At 65.4% G+C, this 18711-nt stretch carries 20 protein-coding genes; 11 read left to right on the forward strand and 9 right to left on the reverse strand.

Translation table 11 applies throughout. The features are described 5' to 3' along the window. Positions 1 to 72: 72 nt before the first annotated feature. The 4 genes from HAPAU_RS13175 to HAPAU_RS13190 all read left to right on the forward strand — a co-directional run bounded on the left by HAPAU_RS13175 (position 73) and on the right by HAPAU_RS13190 (position 3231). Positions 73 to 420 carry a GNAT family N-acetyltransferase gene (locus tag HAPAU_RS13175; RefSeq protein ID WP_066383509.1) on the forward strand — a complete coding sequence of 116 codons (348 nt, stop codon included), beginning with the start codon at positions 73 to 75 and terminating at the stop codon, positions 418 to 420. Positions 421 to 752: 332 nt separating this feature from the next. Continuing rightward, positions 753 to 2138, forward strand: a complete 1386-nt coding sequence (locus HAPAU_RS13180; RefSeq protein ID WP_066383511.1) for a selenium-binding protein SBP56-related protein — start codon at positions 753 to 755, stop codon at positions 2136 to 2138. A 5-nt stretch (positions 2139 to 2143) separates the two neighbouring features. Then, positions 2144 to 2458 (forward strand): 2Fe-2S iron-sulfur cluster-binding protein, encoded by a 315-nt coding sequence (locus HAPAU_RS13185; protein ID WP_066383513.1) that lies wholly within the window; start codon positions 2144 to 2146, stop codon positions 2456 to 2458. Then, positions 2455 to 3231 carry a hypothetical protein gene (locus HAPAU_RS13190; protein WP_245634108.1) on the forward strand — a complete coding sequence of 259 codons (777 nt, stop codon included), beginning with the start codon at positions 2455 to 2457 and terminating at the stop codon, positions 3229 to 3231. Before HAPAU_RS13185 ends, HAPAU_RS13190 begins: the two co-directional genes overlap by 4 nt. A 9-nt stretch (positions 3232 to 3240) precedes the next feature. Here the strand turns inward: HAPAU_RS13190 and HAPAU_RS13195 are convergent, their stop codons facing one another. Then, positions 3241 to 3984, reverse strand: a complete 744-nt coding sequence (locus tag HAPAU_RS13195) for a DNA polymerase sliding clamp (RefSeq protein ID WP_066383518.1) — start codon at positions 3982 to 3984, stop codon at positions 3241 to 3243. Positions 3985 to 4117: 133 nt separating this feature from the next. On the opposite strand from HAPAU_RS13195, the gene HAPAU_RS13200 reads away from it, so the two are divergent. Further along, positions 4118 to 4873 carry a 23S rRNA (uridine(2552)-2'-O)-methyltransferase gene (locus HAPAU_RS13200; RefSeq protein WP_066383523.1) on the forward strand — a complete coding sequence of 252 codons (756 nt, stop codon included), beginning with the start codon at positions 4118 to 4120 and terminating at the stop codon, positions 4871 to 4873. Here the strand turns inward: HAPAU_RS13200 and HAPAU_RS13205 are convergent. Further along, positions 4870 to 5577: a queuosine precursor transporter gene (locus HAPAU_RS13205; RefSeq protein WP_066383525.1), complete on the reverse strand. Its 708-nt coding sequence runs from the start codon at positions 5575 to 5577 to the stop codon at positions 4870 to 4872. The two genes, HAPAU_RS13200 and HAPAU_RS13205, sit on opposite strands and share 4 nt — an antisense overlap. Then, on the reverse strand, positions 5564 to 5743 hold the full coding sequence (locus HAPAU_RS13210) for a ribbon-helix-helix domain-containing protein (protein ID WP_066383526.1): 180 nt from the start codon (positions 5741 to 5743) through the stop codon (positions 5564 to 5566). Before HAPAU_RS13210 ends, HAPAU_RS13205 begins: the two co-directional genes overlap by 14 nt. Positions 5744 to 5827: 84 nt before the next feature. Here HAPAU_RS13210 and HAPAU_RS13215 point away from each other — a divergent pair, with 84 nt between their 5' ends. Next, positions 5828 to 6559: a DUF4397 domain-containing protein gene (locus HAPAU_RS13215; RefSeq protein WP_066383529.1), complete on the forward strand. Its 732-nt coding sequence runs from the start codon at positions 5828 to 5830 to the stop codon at positions 6557 to 6559. Between the two features lie 2 nt (positions 6560 to 6561). On the opposite strand, the gene HAPAU_RS13220 is transcribed toward HAPAU_RS13215, so the two are convergent. Further along, positions 6562 to 9237, reverse strand: coding sequence for a twin-arginine translocase subunit TatC (locus tag HAPAU_RS13220; protein ID WP_066383530.1), 2676 nt, complete (start codon positions 9235 to 9237; stop codon positions 6562 to 6564). A 110-nt stretch (positions 9238 to 9347) separates the two neighbouring features. Here HAPAU_RS13220 and tatC point away from each other — a divergent pair, with 110 nt between their 5' ends. Further along, complete coding sequence (tatC, locus tag HAPAU_RS13225) at positions 9348 to 10172, forward strand: twin-arginine translocase subunit TatC (protein ID WP_084383726.1); 825 nt, start codon at positions 9348 to 9350, stop codon at positions 10170 to 10172. Between the two features lie 39 nt (positions 10173 to 10211). Here tatC and HAPAU_RS13230 read toward each other — a convergent pair whose 3' ends face one another. The 5 genes from HAPAU_RS13230 to twy1 form a co-directional block, all read right to left on the reverse strand. Further along, positions 10212 to 10829, reverse strand: coding sequence for a hypothetical protein (locus HAPAU_RS13230; RefSeq protein WP_066383533.1), 618 nt, complete (start codon positions 10827 to 10829; stop codon positions 10212 to 10214). Positions 10830 to 10863: 34 nt separating this feature from the next. Beyond that, positions 10864 to 11787, reverse strand: coding sequence for a branched-chain amino acid transaminase (locus HAPAU_RS13235; protein ID WP_066383536.1), 924 nt, complete (start codon positions 11785 to 11787; stop codon positions 10864 to 10866). A gap of 72 nt (positions 11788 to 11859) precedes the next feature. Further along, complete coding sequence (gene ribB / locus HAPAU_RS13240; protein WP_066383543.1) at positions 11860 to 12519, reverse strand: 3,4-dihydroxy-2-butanone-4-phosphate synthase; 660 nt, start codon at positions 12517 to 12519, stop codon at positions 11860 to 11862. Continuing rightward, on the reverse strand, positions 12516 to 13214 hold the full coding sequence (locus tag HAPAU_RS13245) for a DUF120 domain-containing protein (protein WP_066383545.1): 699 nt from the start codon (positions 13212 to 13214) through the stop codon (positions 12516 to 12518). The genes ribB and HAPAU_RS13245 overlap by 4 nt, the downstream gene beginning before the upstream one ends. A 66-nt stretch (positions 13215 to 13280) precedes the next feature. Next, positions 13281 to 14249, reverse strand: a complete 969-nt coding sequence (twy1, locus tag HAPAU_RS13250) for a 4-demethylwyosine synthase TYW1 (RefSeq protein WP_066383546.1) — start codon at positions 14247 to 14249, stop codon at positions 13281 to 13283. A gap of 180 nt (positions 14250 to 14429) precedes the next feature. Between twy1 and HAPAU_RS13255 the strand changes: the two genes are divergently transcribed. The 4 genes from HAPAU_RS13255 to prf1 all read left to right on the forward strand — a co-directional run bounded on the left by HAPAU_RS13255 (position 14430) and on the right by prf1 (position 18708). Beyond that, positions 14430 to 15053 (forward strand): MaoC family dehydratase, encoded by a 624-nt coding sequence (locus HAPAU_RS13255; protein ID WP_066383547.1) that lies wholly within the window; start codon positions 14430 to 14432, stop codon positions 15051 to 15053. A gap of 74 nt (positions 15054 to 15127) precedes the next feature. Then, a complete protein-coding gene (locus HAPAU_RS13260; protein WP_066383548.1) occupies positions 15128 to 15562 on the forward strand; it encodes an HTH domain-containing protein in 435 nt (144 codons plus the stop codon). Between the two features lie 34 nt (positions 15563 to 15596). Next, the gene (argS, locus tag HAPAU_RS13265; protein WP_066383553.1) at positions 15597 to 17384 is read left to right on the forward strand and encodes an arginine--tRNA ligase; all 1788 of its coding nucleotides are present in this window, start codon (positions 15597 to 15599) and stop codon (positions 17382 to 17384) included. An 82-nt stretch (positions 17385 to 17466) separates the two neighbouring features. After that, complete coding sequence (gene prf1 / locus HAPAU_RS13270) at positions 17467 to 18708, forward strand: peptide chain release factor aRF-1 (RefSeq protein WP_066383556.1); 1242 nt, start codon at positions 17467 to 17469, stop codon at positions 18706 to 18708. The last annotated feature ends 3 nt before the right edge of the window (positions 18709 to 18711 follow it).

The following is an 18711-nucleotide window of genomic DNA, read 5'->3' on the forward strand; positions in this document are numbered from 1 at the left end:
CGGCTATGACCGCGGGGTGAATAAGTCTGTGTGAACGTCCGCAGTTATATACGGCCGCCGGGATCGAACGGTATGGTTGGGATCCGACCGGCAGAGCCGTCGGACGCCGAGGCGATTCGGGAAACGGCCCGTGCCAGCTGGCACGCCACCTACGACGACCTGCTGGGCGAGGAGGTAGTAACGTCGACCGTCGAAGCGTGGTACGACCCCGCCGAACTACGCGCGGTGATCGGCCACCCGAAGCACGTCGTTCGCGTCGCCGGGACCGACGTGAGCGGCTTCATCCACGTCGATCCGAACCCCGAGGACGAACGGGTCGCCGAACTCGTCAGGATCTACGTCCGTCCCGAGCAGTGGGGCGAGGGGATCGGCGGGGAGTTGCTCGACGCGGCCAGAACGGTGCTCGAAGGCTACGACTGACTCGCTTTGTCAGTGCTCGCCGGAAACGAGATTGGGATCGGGTTCTACGGGAAACGGGGGTTCGATCGTGTCGACGGTCGGATAGTGGGGATCGGAGATGGGACGTATCGGGAGTATCGCTACCGGAGAACGATCTGACGCTCGTCCGTATCGAACCGTCGACGGTGGATGCGTCCCACCGTTGCCACCAGAGCTGTATGCCGTATCGAAGCTCCGCCGTTGATCGTCCGACCCGACATGTGTGTTATTATCTATCAATCTATTTGTGCCAATAACACCAACCTCTATCGGTGATCCGAAGCGGTTGGGACTTCGGGCACACGGTGAGAATCATGAGCAGTTCACACATGGGCGAACACGGCGAGCACGAACACCACGAGGTCGAAGGACCGGGATACGCGACGCCGCAGGCCGCCATCGAGGAGTCCGAACGCGAGACGGTGGCGTACGTCATCGGACTGTACACCGGCACCGACGTCGACGCACCCGACTTCCTCGCGGTCGTCGACGTCGACCCCGATTCGGGGACCTACGGCGAGATCACCGAACGGATCGAGATGCCGACGAAGGGCGACGAACTCCACCACTTCGGGTGGAACGCCTGCTCGTCGTCGTGCCACATGGAGGGGCTGGAACGGCGCTACCTCGTGATGCCGGGCAACCGCTCATCGCGGATCACGATCGTCGACACCGAGAACAGGGCCCATCCAGAAATCGTTCGGGTAATCGAGCCCGAGGAAGTCCACGAACTCGATCTATCGGCACCACACACCGTCCACTGTCCCGCCGGCGGTGGGGTCATGATCAGCATGCTCGGGGACGCCGACGGGGAGTTGCCGGGAGGCTTCCTCGAACTCAACGAGGACCTCGAGGTCGAGGGGCGCTGGGATCTGCCCGGGGAGATCGAGATGAACTACGACTTCTGGTACCAGCCGCGTCACAACGTGATGATCTCCTCGGAGTGGGCCGCACCCGAGACCTATCAGCCGGGGTTCGACATGGAGGACGTCGAGGCCGGCAAGTACGGCCACCGACTGCACTTCTGGAACTGGGGGGACAAGACGGTCGAGCAGACGGTCGACCTCGGAGAGGAGGGGCTGGTCCCGCTCGAAGTGCGCTTCCTCCACAGCCCCGAGGCGACCCACGGCTACGTCAACGCGGCGCTATCCTCGAACATCTTCCACTTCTTCGAGGACGACGGCGAGTGGCGCGCCGAGAAGGTCATCGACTTCGAGGGGCGCGACCTCGAGGGCTGGGACATGCCGGTTCCGGCGCTCCCGACGGACATCCTGATCTCGATGGACGACCGCTACCTGTTCGGGGCGAACTGGCTCCACGGCGAGGTCTGGATGTACGACATCTCCGATCCGGCGAACCCGCGACACGCCGACTCGATCTCCATCGGGGGCTACTTCGGCGACGTCAGGGAGGTCAAGGGACGCGAACTGACGGCCGGGCCGCAGATGGTGCAGTTGAGCCTCGACGGCGAGCGCCTCTACTGGACCACGTCGCTGTACTCGACATGGGACGACCAGTTCTTCCCCGAGGAGAAAGAGCGCGGATCGGTGATGCTGAAGGCCGACGTCGATCCCCGACGGGGGACCCTGACGCTCGACGAGGACTTTCTCGTCGACTTCGGAACCCTGCCGGAGGGACCGGCGCGCGCCCACGAGATCCGCTGGCCCGACGGCGACTGCACCAGCGACGTCTGGCAATAGCCCGCATGCCCCGGGTGAGCCTCGAGTGGCCCGACGGGCGACGCGAGACGGTCGGGGTCGACCCCGACGAACCCCTGCTCGACGCCGCCGAGCGGGCGGGGATCGGCCTCCCCTTCGGCTGTCGGATCGGCGTCTGTGGGACGTGTACCGGACGGGCATTCGACGGGGGGACGCGCCACGTCGAACCGCCGCGGGCGCTCAAGGGACGCCACCTCGAAGCGGGCTACGTCCTGACCTGTATCGCGACGCCGGAGGTCGACTGTACGGTCGAGGTGGGGACGGACGTCCGCGCTCGCCTGTTCGAGAACCCGTGGCGATGAGCGAGCGGACACGCCGGACGGCAGGCAGTGTGGCACTGCTCCGAATAACGGCGCTCGTCTCGATCGGGGTGCTCTGGACCCCAGCACTCGTCCGGGCCCACGGGGATGTCGACCACGGCGTCGGCGTGTCGTTCGGGATCGTCGTCGCCGCGGCCCTCGGGGTCGGCATCGCCGCGGGCGTGGTGGTCCTGCTCACGGGGATCTCGCTGCGGACCCGCATGCTGGCGGTGTTCGACAGGGGAATCGGGATCGTGCTCGTCGTCCTCGGCGTCACCCTCGCCGTCTCCGCCGTGGGTGAGTACCCGCTGCTCGCCGCCGCTGGGATCGGTGGCGGCGGTCTCGTCGCGTGGTCGGTCGCCGCGCGTACCGACGCACACCACGCGGACGTGACCTTCGTCGCGCTGGCCACACACCGGGTGATCGAAGGGGGCGCGCTCGCGGCCGTCTACCTCGCGGGGTCGGCCGTCGGGACGGTTGGCGCGCTGCTGATAGCGGGACACGTCGCGCTCGAAACCGCCGCCGTCGCCGGCCTCTACGTGGCCACGGGGCGGGGACCGATGCGAGCGCTGGTCGCGATCGGCCTCCTGCAGGTCGGGTTCGGGGTCGGCATCGCCGGCGGGACGCTGCTTTCGATAGCTGTTCCCACGGGCCTCCAGGTGACCGTGATGGCGGCGGGTGCCGGCGCGCTGCTCGTCGTCGGGAACGCGGAGATCGCCGGCCACCACGGTCGTGAGTCGGCCCCGCTACGGGAGCGGTGGCGGGTAAAACGGTAGCGTTCGGGTCTAGTCGCTCTGGATGCGCGGCGCGAGCATGTAGGTGACCTGGCCCTCCCCCTCGGCGATCTCGAAGTGGAGTTTGACCGGGAACTCCTCGCCGAGTTCGATGGTAACCTCTCCGTCGGTCGGGATGGCCTTGTTCATGTCCTTCAGGTAGTCGAGGCTGAAGAGCGAGTGGGCTGGACCGGGTGTCAGGTCGATCAGGTCCGCCTCGTCGAGTCGCAGATCGACGTTGTCGGTGTCGCCTTCGGCCTCGACGTAGAAGACCGACTCCGATTCGTCGACACCGAGTGCGATGTGATCGCTCACCATGTCGGCGGCTTTGACCGCGCGGTTGATGTCCCGACCTTCGACGACGACGTTCGCGGGCAGGTCCAGATCGGGGATGTCGGGCTCCTGGCGAATCGAATCGGGATCGATCAGCGCGAGGGTGTACTCGAGGCCGTCGAGCTGGATGTGGAGCTTTCTCGTTTCCTCGTCGAGTTCGAGGTGGACGAGTCCGCCGGCGTCGGCCATCCCGACGGTGTCCTGCAGTCGGGAGAGGTTGACGCCGATCTTCCCGCCGTCGGCTTCGTAGGACTCGAAAGCGCTCTTTTCGAGCGAGAGATCGACCATGCCGACGTTCGCGGGGTCGACGGCACGGATCGCCAGCCCGTCTTCGTTGAGGTGGATCGTACACTCGTCCACCAACGCGCTCACGGAATCGAGCGCCGTCCCGAGGGTGTCGGCACTCACGATCGCATTGAACATCTTGTCTCCGGCTACGAAAGCACGACTTAAAAAGGCAGCTTTTCCCCTTACGCGCGTGCGCGCGTTGGGACAGTAGACCGAAAGAGCAGAGCGAAGCCGGTAAGCCGCTCGCTCGCCTACGTTCGCTGATCGAATGGCCCGCAAAGACGAGTACTACAACAAGGCGAAACAGCAGGGGTATCGCTCTCGGGCGGCGTACAAACTCCAGCAGCTTGACGAGATGGAGGATCTCCTCTCCGATGGGGACCGCGTGGTCGATCTGGGCGCCGCTCCCGGCGGGTGGTTGCAGGTCGCAACCGAGCGCGTCGGCACCGGGGCGGTCGTCGGAGTGGACCTCCAGCGAATTGACCCCATCGAGGGCGTCGAGACGATCAAGGGCGACATGACCGACGAGCAAACGAGGGAGGAGATCGTCGAACGGGTCGGCGAGGCCGACGTCGTCCTCTCGGACATGGCCCCGAACATGACCGGCGAATACTCGCTGGATCAGGCCCGGTCGGTCCACCTCGCACGTCAGGCGTTCGAGACCGCGTGTGCGCTTTTGAGGCCGGGCGGGGACTTCGTCGTGAAGGTCTTCGAGGGACGGGACCTCGATACGCTCAGAGACGACATGGAGGCCGAGTTCGAGTACGTCCGCACCACGTCGCCTGCGGCCTCCCGCAAGGAGTCCTCGGAGGTCTACCTGATCGCGAAGGGCTTTTTGACCGCTCCGGTCGAGGAGGGCGAAACGCTGACCGTCGAGATCGAGGGCGTGGGAAGCGAGGGCGACGGGATCGCCACGGTCGAGGGGTTCACTATTTTCGTGCCGGACACGGATGAGGGCGAGACCGTCGAGATCGAGATCGAGGACGTGAAACCCCGCTTCGGGTTCGCGAAACGACGCGACTAGTCGGCGGGCGTCGCCGCCGGGCCGTCACGACGGGACCGCACCAGTCCGACGACCGCATAGACCACCGGCGTATCCGCGAGCGCGATCAGGAGTTTGAGCAGGTACTGGCCGACGATCAGCGCCAGCAGTTCGCCCGTGGGGAGCGCCACCCCGATTCCGAGGAGGGTCGGGGCGAGCGAGAACGCCACCAGAATGAAGACGACGGTGTCGAGCGCCTGGCTGGTCGCCGTCGAACCGACGTTACGGGCCCACAGCAGTTTCCCGCCGGTCCGTTCGCGGATCCGGTGGAAGACGAGCACGTCCCAGTTCTGGCTGACGAGGTAGGCGAGCAGGCCGCCGAGGACGATATTGGTACTCGGGGCGAGCACCTGTGCGAACAGGGCGGGGTCGACGCCCGCGGGCGAACCGGGCGCGAGGATCGCGAGCCACAGCAGCGAGAGCATGACGAGGATCATCGCGAAGCCGACGGTGACGAGCGCCTGTGCGGGGCGCTTGCCGTAGAGTTCCCCGTAGCAGTCGGTGGCGAGGAAGGTGATCGCGTAGGCCAGTACGCCCGCGGGGACGACCACCTCGCTTCCGACGACCGGGAACGCGGTCGGCAACGGGAGCGCGAGGATCTTCACCGCGAGCAACTGGGCGACGACCAGCGACGTGACGAACAGCGCCGCCAGCACGAGGCGCGAACCGCCCTCACTCCGCCTCATCGTCGAGCCGTCCGTGGCGTGCGTCTATCTCGTCTAGCAGGTCGAGGGTTTTCCTGACGGAGGCGCGGATCGCCTCGCTGCGGTTGACGAACTTCCCGCCGTCGCCGACGTGGGCATCGAGATCCGCCAAGAGCTCTCGGGGCACTTCGGCGCTTATCTTGGGCATACTCGAAGAATATCGAGCGCGGGAATAAACGTCCCGACTCGATTCGGCGCCTTTTATTGTTCGGTACGAGAGAGGAGTGTAACGATGACAGAGTACACCAGACGCGGCGTCCTCGTGGGAATCGGTGCGGGGATGGCCGTGACGGCCGGAACCACCGTCGCCGGGGCCGACGACCACGAACGGGAAAACGTCGCGCGCGTCGTGCATCTCTCGCCGGACGCTCCGGCGCTCGACATCTACGTCGACGGCGAGTTGTGGTTCGAAGGGGTCGAACCGCTCACGCTCCAGGAGGGGGCGACGCCCACGGAGCCGGGAACCTACGACGTGGCCGCCGTCCCGACGGGCGAGGGGCTCGGGAACGCCCTCGTCGAGACCGAAGCGGAGATCGAACCGGGGCCGTCTACCCTCGCGGCGATCGGCGAGGTCTGTGCGCTGAGCGGCAACGAGTTCGATCTGGTCGCGCTGAAAAGCGAGTTCGGCCCGACGCAGGCGGACCACGCCCGCGTTCGAGTGGTTCACGCCTCACCCGATACGCCGACGGTCGACATTGAGACCGAGTCCGGCGTCACGATCGCGGAGGGGCTCTCGTTCGGCGAGAGCCGGATAAAAGAGATCCCCGCCGGTGAGACCGTCGTCCCCGTTCGGAGCACCGACGGGACAACGCTCGCGCGATTCGAGATCGCGCCCGAGGCCGGTCACGTCTACTCGGCGTTCGGCGTCGGCTATCAGGACCCCGAATCGGCACCCGAATCGGCTCCCGACGACCTCGGATTCTCGCTTGCGATCAGCGAGGACGCCGCGCCGGGCGAGCAGTAACGTTACGCCTCGTCGATCGGTTCACGGACGTCGATCCCCGATCCCGATCCGTCCCCGTTTTCGTCGGTAGTACTGCCGTCGTCAGTCCCCTCGTCTTCGGCGGGAGCGTCGCCGGTCGCCCCATCGCCTTCGTCATCGTTCTCAGTACTGTCGTCCCCGTCGCCGGCGGTTCCGTCCTCGGTGTCGGAGGTGTCTGTTTCGCCGTCCGTGTTCGTGTTCTCGGCGTTCTCGGCATTGTCTGCGGAGTCGGTGGCGTTCTCGTCGCTCCCGTTCTCGGCGGTCGTGGACGGGCCGTCCGCTTCGTCACCGGGCGTGGGCACGTCGGGGACGGGATTGTCGGAGAGGACGGGACCGAGAACGCCGCCGGTCACCGCGACGGCACCGCCGATCACGACGAGGACGGCCAAGATCACCGCGAGCCACTTCGAACTGCCGGTGTCGGGTTCGACCGCGGGTCGCTCGCCGAAGTCCCGACGACCGCCGAGGGTGACGACGAAGAGACCGGCGAGGCCGAGCCCGTACGCGAACATCGTCGGAATCGCCACGAGGAACATCGTCAGAACGCTCACGGGCGTGAAGATACCGGCGACCGCGAACACCGCGATAGTGACCTCGCGCCAGCGGTTTCGCATCGCGCGGTAGGAGGCGATCTTGCCCCGAAAGAGCATCCACATCGTGATCGGGACGCAGGCCAGCAGGCCAACGCCGACGGTCGTGTAGATGATCAGCCACGAGAACTTGCTGATCCGGTAGGAGATCACCATCCCCGCCTGCGTCGCGTCGTAGACGAGAAAGCCGATCAGCCCGGGGGCGATGTAGTAGTAGCCGAGGAGGGTCCCCCCGGCCAGCGCCAGCGCGATGGCGATCGTCCACTCGTAGACGACCGAGCGCTGACCGTGTGTCAGGCCCCGTTCCTTCATCGCGGGCCACGCGAAGTACAGCACCATCGGGAGGATCGACAGCAGACCCACGAGCGTGCTCACCTTGATGATGAACATCAGTGTCTCGACGGGGTGGAGGTCGATGATCCTGACGTCGTCGATGCTGACGACCGCTCGGGGCATCCGCGAGACGAAGTCCTGCGTGATGATCCGTACCCCGCCCATGTAGAAGAAGGTGAAGACGCCCAGAAGCACCGCGCCGAAGACCGCGAAGATCCACAGCAGTCGCGAGCGGAGGCTGTCCGCGATGTACTTGATGTCGTAGATATACCCGCCGATGTCGTCCTCGTCCTTCTCCTCGGAGAAGGCCGCGAACATCCCCGTCGCGGTGCCACTGAGGATCCCGCCGATGTCCTCGTCGTCTTCGTCCGTGGCCTCCGTCGTCCCCGTATCGGCGGTCCCGGTTCCGGCCTCGGTTTCGGTTTCGGGCTCCGTTGCCGCGTCGTCCCCGGCGTTGACGGCGTCGAACCGGTCGAGGATCGCCTGCGCTTTCTCCGGATCGTCGTTCGCCATCGACTCGCGGGCGAGCGAGAGCGCTTCGTCCTCCGAGAGCGCCTCGAAGGCCGCTTCGGGCGCGGCCCGGACGCCCGCAGCGTCGAGTTCCGCGAGATCGATCCCGCCGGGATCGCCCATCCGACCGGTCGATCCGGTGGGCGCCTCCTCGACCGAGGAGATCAACAGGTAGAACACGACGAGCGCGAACGCCACGGCGAACAGGACCGCCGCGGCCCCGATTGCGAGGGCGGCCTCGCGGGACACGCCGAGAAGTTCCCGTAACCAGAACACCTGTGGAAGTGCGATGTCGCGTGGGTCGAGCAACGCATCGTTGAGGTACTCGCCCGCCCCGGAGACGAGCGCGGCGTACAGCCCCGCCGCGAGCAACAGTGGAACGCCGAACAGCGTGCCGAGGTTCCGCTTGATCGTCCCTCGGACGTTCGCCCGACCGCCACGTTTGAGGGTGACGATGACGCGCGTCATCCCGAGGCTGAACGCGTACAGGACGACCAGCGGTACCGCCCACATGATCTGGGAGATCGGATCCGGCGGCGAGAACATCGCCCCGAAGATGAAGATCCCCAGGACCGCGTATCGCCACTTGTCCCGGAACGTCTCGTAGGGGACGATCTCGGCGTAGGCGAGCGAACTCATCGCCAGGGGCAACTGGGCGGCGAGCCCGAAGGAGACCGTGAGCAGAACCAGAAACTGCGTCCACATGACGATCGACCACGTCGGATCGACCCCGACGTTGTAGGAGAACTCGGCGAGAAAGCCGAGGATCAGCGGAAAGAAGATGCCGTACGCATACGAAACGCCGCCGAGAAACAGGAGAAGCGACATGAGGGCAATCCCGGCGAACTTCCAGCGCGCGATCGGCGTCCGTGGCCAGTAGCCTCGCGCCCGGAGTTCGTGCCGGGAGAGATAGAGCAGTGGCGGAATCGCGACGACGATCCCGGCGACGATCCCGATCTTCGCCTGTAGCAAGATCACCTCGAAGGGAGTCGTAACGATGATGTCGAACCGTTCGAGTACATCCGGGGGCATCCCCGAGATCGTCACCGCGCGAAGCCAGTCCCAGACGACGGCTCTGAGCGCGTAAAAGGTGCCCAAGAAACCGACGACGAAGATTATGAATACCTTCTGGAGGTGCGTCTGGACCGTCGACAGCACCGCCCCGATCGTCTGTCGCCCGCTGTCGAGGCTCCGGGCGGTGTCCTCGTCGACGATCGAACTAGCCATTCATCGACGATAGCCGATAGGCAGTTATCAATCTTCTCTCTCCGATTGGCGCGTGCGTGGGCCATCGAGAAAGAAAGCCTATAACCGCCCGGACACCTATCTCTCGGTGAATGGGCGAGCATCGCAGGTCGGACGGCGAGCGGGCCGTCCCCGACGGCGGGACGACCACGGCGTCGGCCACGACCGACGACGAGGCCGACGTCGGTGGCATCTCCGCACCCGCCGAGGACCAGGAGATGCCGCTTGCCGATCACATCGAGGAGATGATCAAGCGCCTGGCGATCGTCATCGTCGTCGCCGGCTCGGTCAGCATCGTCGTCTTCCCGCTGGCCGACCAGCTCATCACCTTCATCTGGTACTCCGTACTGCCGGGCGGCGACGTCGCCCAGCCCCGCGTCTACGGCCCCCTCGAGTTCGTCCTCGCGCGCATCAAGGTCGCCAGTCTGGCGGGGTTGATCGTCGCGCTCCCGGTAATGGTCTACGAGAGCTACCGGTTCATGCGTCCCGGGCTCTACAGGAACGAACGCAAGTACTACCTCGCGGCCGTCCCCACCAGTCTGGTGCTCGGGGTCGTGGGCGTGCTCTTTGCGTACTTCGTCGTCCTCCCCGCGATCTTCACGTACTTCCTGACCTACTCGCAGGACGCCGGGGCGATCGCGTTCGGGCTGGGCGACACCTTCGGGCTGATGCTGATCCTGATGGCGTACCTCGCGATCGTCTTTCAGATCCCGTTGTTGATCATGCTCGCGATCATGATGGGGCTCACGACGAGACGGTGGCTCACCCAACGACGCCTCTACTTCTGGGGTGCGTTTCTGGGGCTCGCGTTCGTCTCCAGTCCCGATCCGACCGGGATGGCCCCGATCATCATCGCCCTGACGATGGTCGGCCTCTTCGAGGGGACGCTACTCGTCCTGAAGTGGGTCGGGAGATAAGCCCGCGCCCGTCTGTCTCCCGAACGCGAGACTACGGCCTCACCGCACCGCGTAGCCGTCGTCCGTAAGCGCCTCCTCGATCCGCCGTTCGAAGTGGGCGGCGAGGTTCTCGTCGAAGGTCTCGATCGAGCGGTCCTGATGCCAGTATTCGAGGGCATCGGTTTCGGTATCGATGAATCGGTAGGTCCGGGAGAACTTCCGCCCGTCGTCGCCGTAGGCCGTCGCGGTGACGTGTGGATCGCTACGATCCGCCTCGTCGTCCCACGGTCCGGTCTGGACGACGCTCACCCGTTCGAAGTCGGTGAGGTTCGTGCTCACGACGCCGGTCGCGAGGTTCTCCTCGCATTCCTCGCGGTCCCACCCCTCGGGTTCGTCCGTCGCCAGATCCCGAACCGTCACCGTCTCGGGGGTGATCGCCTCGACGACCCACGTCTGCAGCGTCGTCGAGGCGAGTTCCGAGCCGCCCGAACCGAGTTCGAACGTCCCCCGGGCGCGAACGTCGCCCTCCTGGACGTGATCACCCTCCCGGACCCGGATGTAGATCGGGCGGTTGATCGGCAGGTCGATGAATATCTCGCCCTCGTCCGTTCCGATCCCTACGGTCGCTCCCCCGATCTCGCGCGTGACGATCGTCGTCCCCTCCTCGTTGTGTGTCATTACACCACATACGTCGGCGAGCGATAAGAACCTTCTAGACGTAGCTGAACCAGTCGTCGTAGTCGTCGGTCCGGCGCTCGACGATATCGAAGAATCGGGATTGAAGTTCTTCAGTGACCGGCCCGCGTTCGCCGACGGTGACGTTGTCGACCTGCCTGATCGGCGTGACCTCCGCGGCCGTCCCGGTAAAGAACAGCTCGTCTGCGGTGTGCAGTTCCCCCCGGCTGATCGTCGCCTCGTCGTGGACCGTGTAACCCAGATCCCGGGCGATCGTGATCACGCTGTTGCGCGTGATACCGTCCAGAATTCCCTCGGCCAGCCCGGGGGTGTAGAGTTCGCCGTCACGGACCAGAAAGAGGTTTTCTCCTGGGCCTTCCGCGACATTACCCTCCTTGTTCAACACAAGTGCCTCGACGTAACCGTGGCTCCGGGCCTCCTCGCCCGCCAGCAGGCTGTTGACGTAGAGCCCCGTGGTCTTGGCGTTCGTGGGGATCTGGCTGGAGGCGTGCTTGCGCCACGAGGAGACCTTCACCTTCACACCTTTCTCGAGGGCCTCCTCGCCGAGATACGCCCCCCACGGCCACGCGGCGATGGCGATCCGTGTCGGACAGTCCTTCGGGCTCACGCCCAGACTGTCGTAGCCGTAGAAGGCGATCGGGCGGATGTAACACGATTCGAGCTCCTGGCGGCGGATCAGCTCCTTGGTCGCCTCCTCGAGTTCCTCGGGTTCGTGGTCGATCTCCAGCCCGTAGGGCTGGCCCGAATCGTAGAGCCGTTTCGCGTGTTCGTCCCAGCGGAAGATGGCGGGGCCCTCCTCGGTGTCGTAACAACGGATCCCCTCGAACACGCCGGTGCCGTAGTGCAGCCCGTGGCTGAGGACGTGGATCTGGGCGTCGTCCCAGTCGACGAACTCGCCGTCCATCCAGATCGTATCGACGTCCATCTCGTCGAATCCCATATCCGACCGGTCGAACCCCGCCGTAATGAGTGTGCGGTTTCCTCACGGTCGATAAACCGGGTCGGGGCCGGATCAGTGAAGCGCCGCCAGCAGATCCCGCCCCTCGGCGTAGGAGAGGTCGTGGCGCTCGGCGTACGCCCGGGCGTCGGCCGGCGAGAGCGCACTTCCGGTGGTGTCGTCGAGCATCTCGCAGACGACGACCGCGGGCGGCAGGTCGGCAGCGTCGGCAAGCGCGACCCCGAACTCGGTGTGGCCCTCCCGCTCGTCGAGCAGCCCCTCGGCGGCCCGAAGCAGATGGATGTGTCCCGGTGCGCGAAAGGTTCGGGCGAACGAGTCGGGATCCGGCCTCGCCGCGGCCTCGGCGAGCGCCGTGATCGTCAGTGCGCGGTCGGCGTCGGTGATCCCCGTCCGAGTCTCGCGGTGGTTGACCGTCAGCGAGAACGACGACCGATCGTCGTAGGCGAGATCGTGATCGTTCGCGGTCGGGTGGTCGAGGACCTCCTGGACGAACGGGAGGTCGAGGGTATCGGCAACGCCGGACGAAAGGGCGACACAGACCAGCCCGCCGGCGTCGTTGCGGAGACGAGCGACGGCCGCAGGCGTGACTGCGCCCGCGGGGTAGATCAGGTCGGTTTCGCCCTCCCGGTCGTCGGCGTCGTGGATCAGAACCGGAGACCCGGTACGGAACGCCTCGACCGCCCGTTCGGTCGCGCCGCGTTGGCGTTGTGTCATTTCTCCTCCACTCGAACGGTGAGCGCGTCCTCGTCGGCGAGCCCGAGCTCGTCGCGGAGTTTCGCCGGCGCGATCAGTTCGAGTTGATCCTCGTCGTGGTGGGTCCGTTCGGGGGCGATGACGTGCGCGCCGTCGTACTCCTCGTCGGCGATGACGGTCGCCGGATAGCAGACACACGGACCATACGTGCGATCTGCGTCCTCCCAACCGTCGATGTGGACCGGCTCGAACGCCTCCATCGCGCCGCGCCGTCGGACGCTCTCTTCGCTCAAATCGACGTTCAGCGTCCCCGGAAACGGCTCGTATCCGAGTCGCTCCTCGAACTGAGCCATGTAGCCCGGAAGCGAGATGTAGTGTTTGCCCTCACCCATCCCTCCTGTGACTGTGCCTTCGAGGTCGACGCTCGATCGACCCTCGAACAGCCGTCGATACGCGTCGTACTCCGCGCGGAGTGCGCGCTCGCCGGCGTCGGTGATCGCGATCCACTGGCCGTCGGCGACCGTCTCGCGCGTGACGAGGTCCGCGCTTTCGAGCGCCTGCAGGCGGCGCGAGGCGGTCTGGCTGGAAGTCTCTAACCTCTCAGCCAGCGCCGAACACGAGATCTTCGCCTCGCCCGAGAGCGCGCCGTCGAGCCCCAACTGCCGAAGTACGGCGAGTTCGTCGGGGCCGACCTCCCGTACCGCGGTCTGTGACATGCCTCGGGCTTCGGGATCGGTCCGTATAAGCGTAGCGGATTTGGGATGCGTACCAGAAATGGGACGCTAGTCGGCGGTGAGCGGGTCCTCGTCCCAAAAGTCGCTTCCCTTCTTCAGTTTCGGCACCCACGTCTCCTCGGTCTTCGAGAGCAGTGCGACCCGCGAGATTGGCACGTCGTTGAGGTACTCGTGCTCGGACAGGTGCTCGCGGACGCCCTCAGCGAACGCCACTACGTCCTCGTGGTCGGGCATCGCCGAGCGGTCGAGGCGCCCCTGAGAGTGTCCGACGTGCATGTAGGCTTTGAGCTCTACGAAATCCGGATCCGCGCGGTCGTAGAAAGCGGCGTACCAGTCGGGGTCGTGCATGTTCTCGCCGCCGACGAGGGTCGTGCGAAGCACCGTGCGGGTCTCGTCCTTCTCGGCCAGCACGTCCATCGTGTCGATCAAGCGTTCCCAGGCGTCGTCGTCGACGGGACGGACGACCTGATCGAAGGTGGCGCGTTCTGCGGCGTCGACACTGACGTAGAGTTGGGTGGGCTCACAGCGCGCGAGCATCTCCGGATCGGTCCCGTTGGAGACGAGAAAGGTGGTGATCCCTCGATCACTGAAGGCGTCGATGAGTTCGGGGAGATAGGGATAGAGCGTGGGTTCGCCGTCGAGGCTGATGGCGACATGGCGTGGCTCCATCGCCTGCTCGAAGACCTCGCGGGGAACCTCGTCGTTGCCGCCGAAGCCCGAGAGCAGCTTCTTCTGGAGCCGGATCGAAGCGTCGACGACGGCCTCGGGATCGTCCCACTCGACGTCGCCGAGTTCGTAGGCGTGGCCCCGATGGTCCCGCCAGCAGAACACGCACCGCTCGTTGCACTTGACGACGGGCGTCATCTGGATGCAGCGGTGGGACTCGATCCCATAGAAGGCGTACTTGTAACACTTACCCTCGCCGCGCAGGGCGTTTGCGGTCCACCCGCAGGTCTGGGCGGCGGTGTGGTTCTCGCTGTGGTACTCCGGCGAGGAGACCTGCTTCGGGCCGCTCATGGATCGTCGGTTGGGTATGCGGGGTCAAAAGCTCCCCGCTTAAGTTCAATGTACTTAAGTCGCTCGTGGCCTAGGTGTGTGTATGGATCACACCGCACAGGCCGTGTGTCGCCCGACCCTCGATCCGACTCCGACCCTCGATCCGACTCCGACCCTCGATCCGATGAGTGGAGGCGTGCGATGAGCGAGAGCGAGAACGCCGAGGAGACGCCGATGGGCGAGTTCGTCGACTCGTGGTCCGACGCCTCGAAACACGTCGTCAACAGCTACGTCGAGGCCAACCGGGCGATCCTCGCGGGGATGGGACTCTCCTCGTCGACCGAAAGCGAGCGGATCAACGCTCCGGTCGCCTCGCTGTCGTACGGTTCGCTCGGGTGGTCGATGGAGCGGTCGGTCGACACCAGGGAAGACCTCGCCGTCGGCGAGTACGTCGAGTTCACCAAACCCCTGACCGACGCCGACGTCCACGCCTTCGCACAGGCCAGCGGCGACACCAACCGTCTCCATCTCGATCAGCGCTTCGCCGAGCAGTCACGCTTCGGCGGGCGAATCGTCCACGGAACGCTGGTCGCCGGACTGATCAGCGCCGCTCTCGCACGACTGCCGGGGCTGACGATCTATCTCTCCGAGAGCATGGAGTTCAAGGGACCGGCAGAGATCGGGTCGGTACTCACCGCCCGCTGTGAGATCGTCGAGGACCTCGGCGAGGACAAGTACCGCCTGACCGCGAACGTCACGACCGCCGAGGGCGCGACGCTGATCGACGGCGAGGCGGTCGTCCTCATCGACGAGATGCCCGAGTAGTCCGAGTAGCCCCCCGTCTCTTTGTAGTTGGAAATCCAATCGGTACGTGTCCACGAATCACGTGGGTGAGGGCCATGAGCGAGAGCAACATACAACCGACACTCGTCGTCTACCTTCGGGCGTCCGCATCGCTTCCGGCCCGTGAGCGCCAAGAGGAGGTGATAGAGCGGGCCGAACAGCTCGAAACCGACGGGCGGATCGAGGGTCTGCGCGTGCGCCACTGGGACGACCGAGTGGTCGTCCGAAACGGGAGCGACGAATCGATCGAGACCTTCGAGACGTTCAAAGAGCGCGCGGCGGCGGTCGGTCACACCATCGAGCCGTTCTTTCAGGAACACGAACGGGCCGACGCCCGCGAGGTCGTCTTCCCGATAATCTGTATCGCAGTTCACGTCGAAGAGGAACTCCGACGGGTGTTCCCGTGTCGGGATGAGGTCGAAGCCTACAGCGTCTGGGACTGTCTGACCGCGCTCGAAACCGACGGCGAAGTCGTCGGCCTCGCGGATTGAAAACGGCTTTATCCGCCGATCCTGAACGGCGAGTATGTTCCTCTCGCTCCGTACCGAGGCAGAAGAGGCGCTCACGGAGGCGCTCTCTGCGCTCTCGCTTCCGACAGGTGATCTCGGTCTCGAAGAACCGCCCGAAGACGTCGGGGCGATCCTCGCTTCGAGCGTCGCCTTTCGGCTCGCGGGAGAGGTCGGAAAGGCCCCCCCAGAGGTCGCCGGAGAGCTCGCGGAAACGATCGACGTAGCCGACTACGACTACCTCGCGAGCGTCGGAACGCAGGGGCCGTACGTCAACTTCCACGCGAGTGACGCCTACTACGAGAAGACGCTCGAGGCCGCCCGCGAGGACTCGTATGGACGGCTCGAACCCACTGGGAGAGAAGTCGTCGTCGAACACACGAGCGCCAACCCGACGGGGCCGGTCCACGTCGGGCGGGCGCGCAACCCGATCATCGGCGATTCGATCGCCCGGCTGCTCGATTTCGCCGGCAACGACGTGGATCGTCACTACTACGTCAACGACGCGGGCCGCCAGATGGCCGTCTTCACGTGGGCCTACGAGACGTTCGACGAGAGCGAGCTTCCGGAACCCGACCGCGAGAAAGCCGACTACGAACTGGTCCGGTACTACCGAAAGGGCAACGCCGTTCTCGAGGACGGCGACGAAGAGGAGGTCGAAGCCGCCGAGGCCGAGATCGCCTCGATCATGCAGGGTCTCGAGAACGGCGACGAGGATGCCTACGAGCGCGTCGAGCGCGTCGTCGACACGGTGCTGGGAGGGATGCGCGAGTCACTCTCCCGGTTGCCCGCGGAGTTCGACGAGTTCGTCAAGGAGACGCGGTTCATCCGTGACGGGAGCGTCGACGATCTCGTGACCCGGCTCAAGGGACTCGACGAGGCCGTCTACGAGGAGGACGCCTGGCAGCTCGATCTGCCCGACTTCGAGAAGAACCTCGTCTTCCTCCGTTCGGACGGCACCTCGCTCTATACGACACGGGACCTGGCCCACCACGAGTGGAAGTTCGAGGAGTACGACCACGCCGTGACCGTGTTGGGCGAGGACCACAAACTGCAGGCGACCCAGCTCGCGGCGGCGCTCGACTTACTGGGTAACGATACCGACCAGTTGGATTCGGTCTTTTACTCCTACGTCAACCTCCCCGAGGGCAAGATGAGCACCCGCGCGGGGACGGGCGTCGACCTCGACGACCTGCTCGACGAGGCCGTCGCGCGCGCTCGCGAAGAAGTCGAGGTCCGCATGGACGACCGGATCCGTAACGACGACCTCTCGGAGGACGACATCGACCGGATCGCCCGTCAGGTCGGGATCGGTGCCGTCAGGTACGACATCGTCTCGAAACAGCCCTCGAAGGCGATCACCTTCGAGTGGGATCGCGCGCTGAACTTCGAGGCCCAGTCCGCGCCCTACGTCCAGTACGTCCACGCCCGGACCTGCGGGATCCTAAGCGAGGCCCAACGGGCCTCGGAGAATCGAGCGGCAGAGCCGCGAGACGGCGAGGCCGACCGCGAACCCGGTACGGTCGACCCCGCGTTGCTCGACAGCCCGGAGGAACGGGACCTGATAGAGGTGATCGGGCGGTTCCCGGCCGTGATCGAGTCGGCCGCCGAGGACCGCCAGCCCCACCAGATCGCGACCTACACCCGCGACTTCGCGGAAACGTTCAACGCCTTCTACCGGGAGCGCCAAGTGCTCACTGACGACGAGGCGCTGACAGCGGCCCGACTCGCACTCGTGGCGGCGTCGCGTCACACCATCGCGAACGCGCTTTCGGTCCTCGGGGTCGAAGCGCCCGAGTCGATGTAGAACACGACCCGGTCGTTGGTCTCGATGAGGACGACACGGGCGGTCAAAGGGTACTTACCGGCTGGACGGGCTATATAGGGTAATGAGTAGTCAGGACACGGAGGAGTCCGACAGGAAGAAATACGAGTTCCGGCGGGTGATCGAGGAGCTCAACGAGTTCGAGGGATCGGGCACCCAGCTGGTGACGATCTACGTCCCGGAGGACAGACAGGTCTCCGACGTCGTCGCCCACGTCACCCAAGAGCACTCGGAAGCCTCGAACATCAAGTCGAAACAGACCCGCACGAACGTCCAAGACGCCCTGACGAGCATCAAAGACCGACTCCGGTACTACGACACCTACCCGCCGGAAAACGGTATGGTGCTGTTTTCGGGCGCGGTCGATTCTGGCGGCGGTCAGACCGATATGATCACCCGCGTGCTCGAAAACCCGCCCCAGCCCGTCGAGTCGTTCCGGTATCACTGCGATTCGGACTTCCTGACCGAGCCCTTAGAACACATGCTGGCCGATCAGGGCTTGTATGGCCTGATCGTCCTCGACCGGCGGGAGGCAAACGTGGGCTGGCTCCGGGGCAAGCGCGTCGAACCCGTCAAATCCGCCTCCTCGCTGGTGCCGGGCAAACAGCGAAAGGGGGGCCAGTCCGCCCAGCGGTTCGCCCGCCTCCGACTGGAGGCCATCGACAACTTCTATCAGGAGGTCGCTGAGATGGCCAACGACCTCTTCGTCCCCGAGCGCCACGAACTCGACGGCGTTCTGGTGGGCGGTCCCTCGCCGACCAAAGACGAGTTCCTCGACGGCGACTACCTCCATCACGAGCTTCGAGATCAGGTCCTCGGGAAGTTCGACGTCTCCTACACCGACGAGTCGGGCCTGTACGACCTCGTGGACGCCGCCGAGGACGCGCTGGCGGACGCGGAGGTGATGAAGGACAAATCCGAGATGGAGGAGTTCTTCAAGCAGCTTCACGACGGCGGGCTCGCGACCTACGGCTTCGAACCGACGCGGAGAAACCTCGTCATGGGGTCGGTCGATCGCCTGCTCATTAGCGAGGACCTCCGCAAGGACGTCGTCGTCTACGACTGTGGCGACACCGACGAGTACGAAGTCGTCGACCGGCGACACTCGACGCCCGAACACACCTGTGAGGACGGTACAGAGGCCGAGGTCACGGAACAAGAGGACGTCATCGAGCACCTGATCGCGATCGCGGAACAGCGCGGCACCGAACCCAAGTTCATCTCCACCGATTTCGAGAAGGGCGAACAGCTCTACGACGCGTTTGGCGGTATCGCGGGCATCCTCCGCTACGAGACGGGCGTCTAAACC

Origin of the sequence: Halalkalicoccus paucihalophilus, assembly GCF_001593955.1 — an archaeon.
Classification (GTDB): domain Archaea; phylum Halobacteriota; class Halobacteria; order Halobacteriales; family Halalkalicoccaceae; genus Halalkalicoccus; species Halalkalicoccus paucihalophilus.

What these genes read in the sequence shown, in the direction of transcription:
- twy1 (WP_066383546.1), bottom strand. Translation starts at nt 14,249, where the DNA reads ATGAGCGGCCCGAAGCAGGTCTCCTCGCCGGAGTACCACAGCGAGAAC.
- HAPAU_RS13185 (WP_066383513.1), top strand. Translation starts at nt 2,144, where the DNA reads ATGCCCCGGGTGAGCCTCGAGTGGCCCGACGGGCGACGCGAGACGGTC.
- HAPAU_RS13180 (WP_066383511.1), top strand. Translation starts at nt 753, where the DNA reads ATGAGCAGTTCACACATGGGCGAACACGGCGAGCACGAACACCACGAG.
- HAPAU_RS13245 (WP_066383545.1), bottom strand. Translation starts at nt 13,214, where the DNA reads ATGTCACAGACCGCGGTACGGGAGGTCGGCCCCGACGAACTCGCCGTA.
- argS (WP_066383553.1), top strand. Translation starts at nt 15,597, where the DNA reads ATGTTCCTCTCGCTCCGTACCGAGGCAGAAGAGGCGCTCACGGAGGCG.
- HAPAU_RS13255 (WP_066383547.1), top strand. Translation starts at nt 14,430, where the DNA reads ATGAGCGAGAGCGAGAACGCCGAGGAGACGCCGATGGGCGAGTTCGTC.
- prf1 (WP_066383556.1), top strand. Translation starts at nt 17,467, where the DNA reads ATGAGTAGTCAGGACACGGAGGAGTCCGACAGGAAGAAATACGAGTTC.
- HAPAU_RS13205 (WP_066383525.1), bottom strand. Translation starts at nt 5,577, where the DNA reads ATGAGGCGGAGTGAGGGCGGTTCGCGCCTCGTGCTGGCGGCGCTGTTC.
- HAPAU_RS13220 (WP_066383530.1), bottom strand. Translation starts at nt 9,237, where the DNA reads ATGGCTAGTTCGATCGTCGACGAGGACACCGCCCGGAGCCTCGACAGC.
- HAPAU_RS13175 (WP_066383509.1), top strand. Translation starts at nt 73, where the DNA reads ATGGTTGGGATCCGACCGGCAGAGCCGTCGGACGCCGAGGCGATTCGG.
- HAPAU_RS13230 (WP_066383533.1), bottom strand. Translation starts at nt 10,829, where the DNA reads ATGACACACAACGAGGAGGGGACGACGATCGTCACGCGCGAGATCGGG.
- HAPAU_RS13260 (WP_066383548.1), top strand. Translation starts at nt 15,128, where the DNA reads ATGAGCGAGAGCAACATACAACCGACACTCGTCGTCTACCTTCGGGCG.
- HAPAU_RS13195 (WP_066383518.1), bottom strand. Translation starts at nt 3,984, where the DNA reads ATGTTCAATGCGATCGTGAGTGCCGACACCCTCGGGACGGCGCTCGAT.
- HAPAU_RS13235 (WP_066383536.1), bottom strand. Translation starts at nt 11,787, where the DNA reads ATGGGATTCGACGAGATGGACGTCGATACGATCTGGATGGACGGCGAG.
- ribB (WP_066383543.1), bottom strand. Translation starts at nt 12,519, where the DNA reads ATGACACAACGCCAACGCGGCGCGACCGAACGGGCGGTCGAGGCGTTC.
- HAPAU_RS13190 (WP_245634108.1), top strand. Translation starts at nt 2,455, where the DNA reads ATGAGCGAGCGGACACGCCGGACGGCAGGCAGTGTGGCACTGCTCCGA.
- HAPAU_RS13200 (WP_066383523.1), top strand. Translation starts at nt 4,118, where the DNA reads ATGGCCCGCAAAGACGAGTACTACAACAAGGCGAAACAGCAGGGGTAT.
- HAPAU_RS13210 (WP_066383526.1), bottom strand. Translation starts at nt 5,743, where the DNA reads ATGCCCAAGATAAGCGCCGAAGTGCCCCGAGAGCTCTTGGCGGATCTC.
- HAPAU_RS13215 (WP_066383529.1), top strand. Translation starts at nt 5,828, where the DNA reads ATGACAGAGTACACCAGACGCGGCGTCCTCGTGGGAATCGGTGCGGGG.
- tatC (WP_084383726.1), top strand. Translation starts at nt 9,348, where the DNA reads ATGGGCGAGCATCGCAGGTCGGACGGCGAGCGGGCCGTCCCCGACGGC.